Source organism: Mycobacterium sp. NAZ190054, from assembly GCF_001545925.1.
GTDB lineage: Bacteria > Actinomycetota > Actinomycetes > Mycobacteriales > Mycobacteriaceae > Mycobacterium.
Genome location: NZ_LMVQ01000582.1, coordinates 39,314 through 49,595 on the forward strand (window position 1 = coordinate 39,314; position 10,282 = coordinate 49,595).

The window sequence follows — 10,282 nt, forward strand, 5'->3', positions numbered from 1 at the left end:
GTATCCACATGATCCGATCAGTGCAGCGCTTCACCGCCGGGATACACGCCGCCCACGGCCTCGCACACGGCATCGAACCGGCCCGGTCCTCGGCGGCGAGAACGACCGGGGTACAACCCGAGACAGGGTCGCCTGCGCGGACCTGGAGGGCTTGTCAAGACTCTGTGTAAGTCGTTGTAGCCGTTGACGTTTGATTGGGGACGTCAGAGTGGGAGTCGCGGGGGTTACTGGACGGCGATGGCGTTGAGGGCTTCGGTCCTGCGGAACGTTCCTGAGCCTGGTGTGGTTCCTCGTTTCTCGTTGATGTCGCGGATACCTCAAGTTCCGGCGGCGTCGCAGGCATCGCGACGACCGCCACCGCGCTGACCACCGCAACCACCACGACACCCGCGAACACCAACGCCGTGCCCGCCTGCACGGTCGCCGAGCCCTGGATTTCTCGGCCCTGAAAGACGGAATTCGCCATCGCCCCGAATACGGCGACCCCGACGGCGCTGCCCAACGACCGTGCGAACATGTGCGCACCGGTGACCACGCCGCGGTCCTCCGCATCCACACTCGACTGGGCGGCGATCAGACACGGCAGTGCCAGCAGCCCCATTCCACAGCCGGTGACAAAGCACAGGCAAGCCACCAGCAGCACGCTGGGATGATCGACCATGGCGAGCAGCCCGACGGCCCCGGCCACCACCACCGTCGCGCCCACCATTGCGGTCCGTTTGAATCCCACCCGCAGGTAGATGCGCCCGGCCAGACCCGCCGTCAGGGGCCAGCCGATGGTGAGTGCGGTCATCGCCAGGCCCGCGTAGACCGGCTCCGCACCGACCGTTCCCTCGAGGTAGGTGGGCACGAACGACGTGAGACCGATCAGTATCGCTCCGACACCCAGTCCGACGATCGTCGTCGTCAGCAGGAGCCGGCGGGTGAGAACAAAGCCGGGCAGGATCGGTTCTGCAGCCCGCCGGGACACCACCCCGAATAGGACGAGCAACACGCCGCCCGCGACCAGCGACCCGATACTGGGTGCCGACGTCCACGACCAGGCCTGTCCCCCGGCAAGAATCGCGAGCACCAGCAGCGACAGCCCCGACGTCAGCAGGACAGCTCCGTAGTAGTCGACGCGCGCCTCGCGACGGTCGAAGGCATCCTGGTAGCGGCGCAGCAGCATCCATGCGGCGACCAGGCACAGCGGCACGTTGAACACGAAGACCCCACGCCATATCCCCCACTGTGCGAAGAGTCCACCGAAGGTGGGTCCCACCACCGACGCAGCCGCCCACACGCTGGCGAAATACCCTTGCACTCTGGCGCGTTCGGTGAGCGTGTATATGTCACCGACGATGGTGACCGACATCGGTTGCACCGCACCGGCTCCCAGTCCCTGCACCACCCTGGCGGCGATCAGCGCAGGCATCGACCATGCGCACGCACACAGGATCGAACCGGCCGTGAACAGCGCGATTCCGACAAGAATGACCGGCTTGCGCCCGAGCATGTCGGAAAGCTTGGCAAACACCGGTGTGGTCACGGCTTGAGCAAGCAGGTAGCCGGAGAACAGCCACGGGAACAACGCGGAGCCGCCCAGCTCGGCGACGATGGTAGGGACCGCGGTCGCCACCACCGTCGAGTCGAGCGCAACGAGGCTCAGCGCCAGCATGAGCGACGACAGGATTGGCCCACGCTCAGACCGGAAGCCGACCCTGGCCGCACTCGACCCCGGCAGGCCCCTACTCCGCGCTCGTCGACAGGACCGCCGTGCTGTGCGCGGCGAGCGTGAGACCCATACCGTGCACCAGTGACGTCTGCGCACCGGCGACCTGACGAGCACCTGCGTCGCCGCGCAGCTGGGTCACCGCTTCGGTGAGCAGGAACAGCCCGAGCATGCCCGGGTGCGTGAACGACAGGCCGGCACCGTTGGTGTTCAGTGCCACCGCGCCATCTGGCGCTATGTTGCCGTCCGCCACGAACGGTCCACCCTCACCCTTGGCACAGAATCCGATGTCCTCCAGCAGGATCAGCAGGCTGGCGGTGAATGCGTCGTAGACGTGTGAGGTGTCGATGTCGGCCAGTGAGCGGCCCGCCATGTCCAGCGCCGTCCTCGACGTCTTCGATGCCACCGTGCTCGTCAGATCCGGCATGGCCGAGACGGCGCGATGATTGCTCGACTCGGAGAAACCCAGCAGATAGACCGGCGGGTGCGGCAGCGACGCGGCACGTTCGGCGGACGTCACGACCACGGCGGCACCTCCGTCGGTCACGAGGCAGCAGTCTCTGGCGTGCAGAGGCGTCGAAACCATCTTCGATTCGACGACATCCTCGATCGTCAGCGGCTTCGGGTAGGGCGGATTCGGGTGCAGCAGCGACCATTGCCGCGCCGACACCGCGATCGACGCAAGTTGCTCGCGGGTGGTGCCGAACTGGGCCATGTGTCGCTGCGCCATCAGCGCAATGGACGAGATCGGATGGATCAGGCCGTAGGGCTCCTCATAGGCCGACCACTCGGCGCGGCTCACCAGCTTGCCCATGTCGGATCGCTGGGTGCTGCCGTAGGCGATGACCGCGACGTCACACAGACCTGCCGCGATCGCGGCGGCGGCGTGCCCGACGTGGCTCACGAACGACGCACCGCCGATGTTGGAGGAATCCGTGTACCGGGGATGCATGCCGAGCTTCTCGGCGAGGTTCATCGTCGGGAACGAGTAATGCGAACTGGCGCTGAACAACCCGTCCACATCACCCAGTGTCAGGCCGGCGTCGGCGACGGCGCGCCTGGTGGCCTCTGCCATCAGACCCACCGGTGACCGTCCCTGTGTCTGCCAGGTGTCGACCTCTGCGGCGCCGACGATGGCTGCCGTGCCCCGGATACTCATGACACCGCCACGAAATGCGGGAGAGTCATCTCTTCTGTCACATCCTCGAATTCGACCCGTACTCGCTGACCGATGCGGGGTTCACCGTCCGGTGTGGTCAGATCGGCAAGGGTCCGGAAGCCCTCGTCGAAGTCGACGAGCGCGATCGTGTACGGAACGGCGTCGGCGAAGTACGGATGCCCGGCACGCTGTTGCACCGTGAAGGAATACACCGTTCCCTGACCGGACGACCACTGCCGCTGGACGCCTTGGCCACACGCCGGGCAGAACTCCTGAGGGCGAGCGTGCACAGCGTCGCATGCGGAGCACGGGTAATACGGCAGGCGGTGTTCTCTGAGGTCGGCGTAGTACTGCTTCTCCTCGCCGCGCAGTTGCGGGATCGGCCGTTCGACGGCCGGCGCGTCACCGGGACGACGTTGCGAAGTCACGATCGTATCCTTTCTCCTCGGCGGCGGAGCGAAGCTGGTGCTTGGCGATCTTCTGCGTCGAGGTCTTCGGCAACGCATCGATTTGCTTGTAGTACCGCGGAACCTTGAAGCGCGCCAATCGTTCTGCGGCCCAGTCACCGATCTCGTCGAAGTCGAGCTCGGCACCGTTGCGAGCGACGATGAACACCAGAAGGTCCTCATCGGTGAGATCGGACGGGACACCGATGACCGCACACTCCAACACGGAGGGGTGGTCGTTGATGACGTTCTCGACCTCCAACGACGACACGTTCTCACCGCGGCGACGCACGATGTCCTTCTTGCGGTCGACGAAGTAATACTGGCCGTCGCTGTCCCGACGGGCCATGTCCCCGGTGTACAGCCATCCGTCGCGCAGCGCTTCGGAGGTCTTCTCCGGATCTTTGAAATAGCCGAGCATATGCGCCGGGCCGCGCAGGATCAGTTCGCCGACCTCGTTGTCGCCCAGGTGATTCCCGTTCTCGTCGACAACGGCTGCCTCCGTGCGGGGGACGGCGGGATCGGGATGTTGGCGAGGGAAGCCCATCGCGCCGGACCGGCGTCGATCGTCGAACGGCTCGAGCAGTCCGAATGTCGTCTCACTCATCCCGAAGCCCGATATCACCGTCATCCCGTATCGCTTCTCCAGCGTCTCCCGCAGCTCACCCGGTAGAGCCGGCACGCCGTAGGCGACCTTGACGCTGTTGTCGAGATCGTCGGCGGCCGGCTCCTTCTTGCTGAGGATGAGGGTCATCGCGCCGATGAAGTTGAAGACGGCCACCTTGTGCCTGCGGATGTCGTCCCAGAACTTGTTGGCCGAAAACCGGCGCGCCAGAACGATCGCCCCCCTGGCACCGATGGCCCCCATCATGGAGTACGCCTGGGAATTGATGTGGAACAACGGCAGGCACGCGTAGATACGGTCGCCCTTCTCCATCCGCATCCAATGCGGATAAGCCTGGCCCGTCAAGACGAAGTTTCGTTGAGACTGCATGACAGCCTTGGGATTACCGGTCGTTCCTGACGTGTAGATGAAGCTCACGACGTCGTCGGGCGACACGTCGCCGGCTTCGGGCGCCGACGTTCCCGCTTTGTCCATCAACTCACCGAAATGGGGGAACTGGGATCCCGGCTGCATCGCGTATACCGCTTCGAGGCTGGGCAGCGTGTCGACGCTGGGCGCGATGACGTCGGCGTAGGCGTCGTCGACCAGGACGAACTTCGCCTGCGAGTGCTCCAGGATGTAGTGCGTCTCGCGCTCTTTGAATCCGGTGTTGACCGCGACCAGCGTGGCGCCGAGCTTGGCCAGCCCGAACCACGCGTAGAGGAATTCGGGTTTGTTGTCGACCATGAAGGCGACGTGATCGCCGCGGCGCACCCCGAGGTCGCGCCAGACGTTCGCGGCACGGTTGGCGTTCTCGTTGAACTCCCGGTAAGAGATCTGCCGCTCGTCCCAGATGAGCAGCGGGTCGTGGGGCACTTCTTCGACAGCCTGTTCCAGAAAGCGCCCGACGGTGAGTCCTGCCAGTTCCACGTGTTCCTCCATCGAGACGTTTGACGGCAACGCGGCGTGTGCGCCGTGTATGAGTATACGAGACACTGTCCTATTTTTTCGAATTACCGGGAAGTCGCACTACCGCCCATGCACGGATGCGCATCCAGCGATGTCATGGCCCTGATCTCAACCGAATTGGGCCGACATCGTCCCCATGATTTGGCACGTGCGCGGCGGAGTCTGCTACACATAAACCGGGACGTCGTCTTATCGGCGGTACCCGCCTGTGGTCGGTTCGCCGACTACTCTCGTACCGAGCATCTGAGGGGGTGCGCATGACAAGTAACGAGATGGACGACGCCACGCCGACGTTCTCCGCCGAGGCCGAACATCGCGGTGTCGCGACCAAGTTGTTCACACTGCTCGAAGCGGTCGCGGCCGCACCCGACGGGATCAGCGTCCGCGAGGTCTCGCGCGCAACCGGTATCGACAAGAGCTCGGTGAGCCGGATCTTCAACCAGCTTGCTGCGCTCGACGTGGTCGAGCAGTCGCAGTTGACGGGGAGATTCGAGGTCGGACGCCGGTTGTCCTCGCTGGGAGAGGTTCTGCACACCCACAACTCGTTGTGGGGGTTGGCCGAGCCCATCGTCCGCGACCTGGTGGCTCGTTTCGATGAAACCTGCTATTTCATTGTGCGCGAAGGCAATCAAGCGAGGTTCCAGGAACGCATCGACTGTAGGCAGGCGATCCGATACGTCATCGAGCCCGGCGTGGTGTCCCCTCTGTACGCCGGCGCCGCGGGTCGCGCCATTCTGGCAGGGATGCCGGAAGACGAGGCGAGCGCCTATTTGGACAGCGTGACCGTCATGCCGATGACCAGCGAGACCGTCACCGACCGGAAACTGCTGCGGAAGTTCGTCGAACAGGACCGGAAGCGCGGCTACAGCGTCAGCCTCGGTGAACGGGTCGCTGGGGGCCGCGGAATCGGCGCCCCGGTGCGACGTGCCGACGGCTACTGCGTCGCCGCGATTCTGTGGACCTGTCCCTCGACCCGCTTTGACGTCACGCGGGTCGAAGAATTCGGTACCGCGGTCCGGGACGCCGGCCGCCAACTCTCCCATCTTCTCGGGTATTCGGCCGTGTAACGGCATCAGGCCGCGAAGCGTACGACGGTGCCCACCGTCATGAGCTTGAACGCATCGGGCATCCGCTCGGCTACCGCCCGCTGGGTGCGGAACCCGCTGCAATGCATGGGGGAAACCCAAGCCGGCTTGCGCTTGACAAGTTCGTCGACGGTGCGATCGACCTTGGCCTGAGTGATGCCGGCATGCCCGAGGTGGAAACCGCCGAGCACGCCGTGCAGTGGCGCACCCTCGGAGAGCTTCAGCGCGTGGTCGACCGCCGACACGACGCCCGCGTGTCCACACGGGTCGAGCACGATCAGGCCGAGGCCTTTGACGTTGATGCTCAATGTCAAGTAGTCCTCGATCGGGTCGGCGCACACGTGTCCGTCACGCACCGACATCCGACCGACCGGGACCTCCTCCTCGAAATCGAGCGTGGTCGGTACCTCCCCGCTGGTCATCACACCTGGCGCGATTTCCAGCGGATCCTTCAACGGGACCACGGCACCGCCGGCAGCGGTCAACTCCGACTCGGTGAGCGCCTTGTTGAAGTACTGAAGTGTGGCGTCAGGGCGCTGGATCAGCCGCGGGGTGAATGCCGACGGGTGCACCAGCACGGGGACGCGGTAGCCGATCTGCTCGAGCGCAGCGTAGATCCCGCCGAAGTGGTCGGGGTGCCCATGCGACAGCACCACCTGATCGACCTCGGTGAGGTCGATCCCGAGCAGCCGGGCGTTGTGCACCAACGGGATCGGGCTCATCCCGGCGTCGAACAGGATTGTGGTGGTGCGCCCGGCCGTCGTCGCCCTCAGCAGGAAGGAGATGCCGTTCTCCGCGAGCGGCGTCCCGCGGCGCGCACCGAAATGCTCCGGCATTCCCTGACGGGTGATGCCCGGCGAGTTCGACATCAGCATGTCGATGTAGTTGTCGACGAGAACGGTGAGGACCAGCTCGTCGCACTCACGCATGGCTGACGGCAACCGTTCTGGTCAGCAGTTGCTGCGGCGTGTGCACGAGCACCTTCTCCAGCGCGACCGGATCGGTGATCGCCGCACTCACGCTGCCGACGGGATCGGGATCGGCCATGTCGAACGGATAGTCGGTGCCGAGCGCAAGACGGTCGGCACCGACCCGCTGCAACAGGAACTCCAGTGAAGCGCGGTCATGGGTGAGCGTGTCGAACCAGAACCGGTCCAGGTACTGTGACGGCGGCCGGTCGATCCGCGACTTCGGCTCGGGCCGCACCTTCCAGCCGTGGTCGAACCTGCCGATCTGATACGGCAGGAATCCGCCGCCATGCAGCAGTGCGATGCGAAGTGACGCATTGCGTTCGAGCACACCACTGAAGATCAGCGATCCGGCGGCCAGCGTCGAGTCGGTCGGGTTGCCGACGAAATTGTGCAGGTAGTAGTCGTGCATGCGGTCGTGGCCCGCCACATCGGAGGGATGGAGCACGACCGGAAGGCCGGCGTCGGCGATCGCGGTCCACAGGTCGGCGAAGCTGTCGTCGCCGAGATTGGTTCCGGTGACGTTGGTGGCCACCTCCAGGCCGACCACCTCCGGAACCGAGACCAGACGTTCGACTTCGGCGATCGCCGCCTGCGGGTCCTGCATCGGAAGGTGGCCCAGCACGACGAAACGGTCGGGTTGGGCACGGACGACCTCGACCAGCGAGTCGTTGAACAACTGCGCGTGCGCCACCGCGGCCGCGGCCTCCAGCTTGTACTGGAACTGCGGAGGCGGCACCGACAACGCGTGCACAGTCACCCCGTCGCGGTCCATATCGGCCAGCCGGGCGCCGACGTCGAACATGCCCGCGGGGAACGGCCCACTCACGCGCCCGTTCGGATAGCTGAAATACCATCCATCGCTGCGGTTCTCGATCTTCGGTGCCGCAGCTGGGATCTCGGACGCCAGCTCGTTGATGAACGACTCAGGGACGATGTGGGCGTGGATGTCAGTGGTCACTTCTTCTCCAGGTCGGGTCGTGCGACAGCGGCGGAACGCCAGAACACGATCTTGCGTTCGGCGAACCAGAGGGACAGATAGGAGATGAGTCCGAAGAGCAGGAAGATACCGATGATGACCCACACCGCAGGGGTGTCGAAGCCGGACCGGTAGCGCTGCAAGAGATATCCGAGCCCTGCATCGGATCCCACGAACTCCGACACGATCGCACCGATGATGGCGGTGGTCGCACCGAGTTGCAACCCGCCGAAGATCACCGGCAATGCGGCGGGAATCTTCAGCATCCGCATGATCTGCCACCTGGACGCGCACAGCGAGCGCATGAGCTGGACCGAATTCGGCTCGGCCAGGCCGAGTCCGCTCAGGGTCGTGATGAACACCGCGTAGAAGCACGCGATCGCCGCCTGGAAAATCTTGCCCTCGATGCCGAAGCCGAACCAGGTGATGATGACCGGAGCCAGGATCACCGTGGGGATGGCCTCCAGGGCTGACAGGAAGGGCAGGTACGCCGTGCGCAGGCGGATCGACGAGCCCAGCAGGAGTCCGAGGGCGAAACCGACGACCGCGCCGAGCGCGAAGCCGCCGAGAATCTCCGTGACGGTGCGCAGCACGTGGCTGGAGAATCCGTTCGCACCGATCACCCGCGGTATCGCCTCGAAGACGGACTGGGGTGTGGGTAGCAGGATCGACGGCACCAAGCCGTTGTTGGTGATGTGGTACCACACGCCGAGGATCAGCGGTGCGATCAACGCGGTGACCACATACGGCGACATCGTCCACCGTCTGGTCGGAGCCTCGGCGCGTAATTCGGTGACACGCTCTTGAAGGGTCGTCATGACTTGCGTGACCTCGATTCCTCAGACCAGAAGACGACCCGGCGCTCGATCACGTCCATGAGCGATACCAGCGTGATCGCGATGATGACGACGACGATGACCACCGCGAATGTCAGTGGCATGTTCAGCTGTGACGAAAACTCCTTGGTGAGCGTCCCCAGCCCGCCGGCCGAGGAGGAGAGGATCTCGGCGACCAGCACCCCGGTGAACGCGAGCAGCATCGCGTGTTTTACACCGACCATGATCATCGGGACCGCCGATGGCAGCTGCAACTTCCAGAAGATCTGTGGGCGTGTGGCATTCAGCGACTGCATCAGCTTGAACTCGTTGGCCTTCGGAAGTGCGAGACCGACCATGGTGTCGATCCAGACTGGGAAGAAGCAGATCACCACCGCGATCGCGATCTTGCTGGGCGGCCCGAAGCCGAGCCACCCGATGAACAAGGGCGCGAGCACGATCTTGGGCAGCGCCTGTACGGCGATGGCATACGGTGTGATCGCTGTCCTGACGAAGGGCACTGTGCCCAAGGCTATTCCAGCAGCCAGGCCGACGCTGCAGCCGATCAACCAGGCGATGACGACCGAGAACAGCGTGCCGCCCAGGTCCTCCCACCAGTAACCGGCCGAGACCAGCCTCGCCAGCCCCGCCAGGGTGTCCGACAGCGTCGGGAACAGCGTTCGGTCTTCGAGGAACCGCGGCACCACCTCCCACGCGAGCGCGAACAGCAGGACCGTACCGAGGCTGAGCCACCAGCTGTTACCCTCGGCTCCGGGCCTGGCAACGCCCGCTTTCGAGGGCCGGACCCGCAATGCCGAGGTCATGACAACCCGAGCAGTGTTCGCGCCCGCAAGGCGAGCGCGGCGAACTCGGGCGTCAGCGCCAGTTCGGGGCTGCGCGGCCGCTCGAAGGGCACGTCTATGACCTCGACCAGCCGGCCCGGTCGTGCACTCATCACCGCGATCCGGTCCGACATGAAGACGGCTTCGTTGATGTTGTGCGTCACAAGGATTGCCGTCGCCTTGCTATGCGCCTGCAGTCGAAGCAGCTCAGAGTTCATCGACTCGCGAGTGAACTCGTCGAGGGCGCCGAACGGTTCGTCGAGCAGGAGCAGCTTCGGGCTGTGGATCAGCACCCGGCACAGCGCCGCCCGCTGCTGCATGCCACCCGACAGCTGCCACGGGTAGGACTTCGCGAACTCCGCGATCCCCACCATGGACAGCAGTTCCTCGGCTCTTTCGCGGTACTTCTTCTTCGACTGCCCGAACACTTCGACGGGAAGCAGCACATTGTCGATGGTGGTGCGCCACGGGAACATCACCGCCTGCTGGAACATCATCCCCACATCGCGGCTGGGCCCGGCCATCTGCTTGCCGTCGAAGGTGACGGTGCCCGCACTGGGTGCCAGCAGTCCGCCCATGATGTTGAGCGCCGTCGACTTGCCGCATCCGCTGGGCCCCAACAGGGAGAGGAACTCCCCGTCCATGACATCGAGGTCCATCCCGCTCAGCGCGATCATCTCGTTGCCACCGCTGTGATACGTCTT

Annotated in this window: 9 protein-coding genes and 1 pseudogene; 1 reads left to right on the forward strand and 9 read right to left on the reverse strand. The window is 64.8% G+C overall.

Annotation, left to right across the window (positions count from 1 at the left end):
* Positions 1-307: 307 nt before the first annotated feature.
* From ASJ79_RS29600 to ASJ79_RS29615, 4 genes and pseudogenes are all read right to left on the reverse strand, one after another.
* A pseudogene (locus tag ASJ79_RS29600) lies at positions 308-1,657 on the reverse strand (MFS transporter); the annotation flags it as partial.
* A 70-nt stretch (positions 1,658-1,727) separates the two neighbouring features.
* Positions 1,728-2,870 carry an acetyl-CoA acetyltransferase gene (locus ASJ79_RS29605; RefSeq protein ID WP_067963251.1) on the reverse strand — a complete coding sequence of 381 codons (1,143 nt, stop codon included), beginning with the start codon at positions 2,868-2,870 and terminating at the stop codon, positions 1,728-1,730.
* Positions 2,867-3,298: a Zn-ribbon domain-containing OB-fold protein gene (locus ASJ79_RS31780; protein WP_197420435.1), complete on the reverse strand. Its 432-nt coding sequence runs from the start codon at positions 3,296-3,298 to the stop codon at positions 2,867-2,869. Before ASJ79_RS31780 ends, ASJ79_RS29605 begins: the two co-directional genes overlap by 4 nt.
* On the reverse strand, positions 3,273-4,850 hold the full coding sequence (locus ASJ79_RS29615) for an AMP-binding protein (protein WP_197420436.1): 1,578 nt from the start codon (positions 4,848-4,850) through the stop codon (positions 3,273-3,275). Before ASJ79_RS29615 ends, ASJ79_RS31780 begins: the two co-directional genes overlap by 26 nt.
* A gap of 296 nt (positions 4,851-5,146) precedes the next feature.
* On the opposite strand from ASJ79_RS29615, the gene ASJ79_RS29620 reads away from it, so the two are divergent.
* Positions 5,147-5,956 carry an IclR family transcriptional regulator gene (locus ASJ79_RS29620; RefSeq protein WP_082754142.1) on the forward strand — a complete coding sequence of 270 codons (810 nt, stop codon included), beginning with the start codon at positions 5,147-5,149 and terminating at the stop codon, positions 5,954-5,956.
* Between the two features lie 5 nt (positions 5,957-5,961).
* On the opposite strand, the gene ASJ79_RS29625 is transcribed toward ASJ79_RS29620, so the two are convergent.
* The 5 genes from ASJ79_RS29625 to ASJ79_RS29645 all read right to left on the reverse strand — a co-directional run.
* Positions 5,962-6,903 (reverse strand): MBL fold metallo-hydrolase, encoded by a 942-nt coding sequence (locus ASJ79_RS29625; RefSeq protein WP_067963264.1) that lies wholly within the window; start codon positions 6,901-6,903, stop codon positions 5,962-5,964.
* Positions 6,896-7,903, reverse strand: a complete 1,008-nt coding sequence (locus tag ASJ79_RS29630) for an amidohydrolase family protein (RefSeq protein ID WP_067963266.1) — start codon at positions 7,901-7,903, stop codon at positions 6,896-6,898. Before ASJ79_RS29630 ends, ASJ79_RS29625 begins: the two co-directional genes overlap by 8 nt.
* Positions 7,900-8,739, reverse strand: a complete 840-nt coding sequence (locus tag ASJ79_RS29635) for an ABC transporter permease (RefSeq protein WP_082754144.1) — start codon at positions 8,737-8,739, stop codon at positions 7,900-7,902. The genes ASJ79_RS29630 and ASJ79_RS29635 overlap by 4 nt, the downstream gene beginning before the upstream one ends.
* Positions 8,736-9,560, reverse strand: coding sequence for an ABC transporter permease (locus ASJ79_RS29640; RefSeq protein WP_067963272.1), 825 nt, complete (start codon positions 9,558-9,560; stop codon positions 8,736-8,738). The genes ASJ79_RS29635 and ASJ79_RS29640 overlap by 4 nt, the downstream gene beginning before the upstream one ends.
* A partial coding sequence (locus ASJ79_RS29645) for an ABC transporter ATP-binding protein (RefSeq protein ID WP_067963280.1) occupies positions 9,557-10,282 on the reverse strand: 726 nt, incomplete at its 5' end. The genes ASJ79_RS29640 and ASJ79_RS29645, both read right to left, overlap by 4 nt.

Excerpts from the sequence above, each read along its gene's own strand:
- ASJ79_RS29605 (WP_067963251.1), bottom strand. The coding sequence starts at position 2,870 with ATGAGTATCCGGGGCACGGCAGCCATCGTCGGCGCCGCAGAGGTCGAC.
- ASJ79_RS29620 (WP_082754142.1), top strand. The coding sequence starts at position 5,147 with ATGACAAGTAACGAGATGGACGACGCCACGCCGACGTTCTCCGCCGAG.
- ASJ79_RS29625 (WP_067963264.1), bottom strand. The coding sequence starts at position 6,903 with ATGCGTGAGTGCGACGAGCTGGTCCTCACCGTTCTCGTCGACAACTAC.
- ASJ79_RS29635 (WP_082754144.1), bottom strand. The coding sequence starts at position 8,739 with ATGACGACCCTTCAAGAGCGTGTCACCGAATTACGCGCCGAGGCTCCG.
- ASJ79_RS29640 (WP_067963272.1), bottom strand. The coding sequence starts at position 9,560 with ATGACCTCGGCATTGCGGGTCCGGCCCTCGAAAGCGGGCGTTGCCAGG.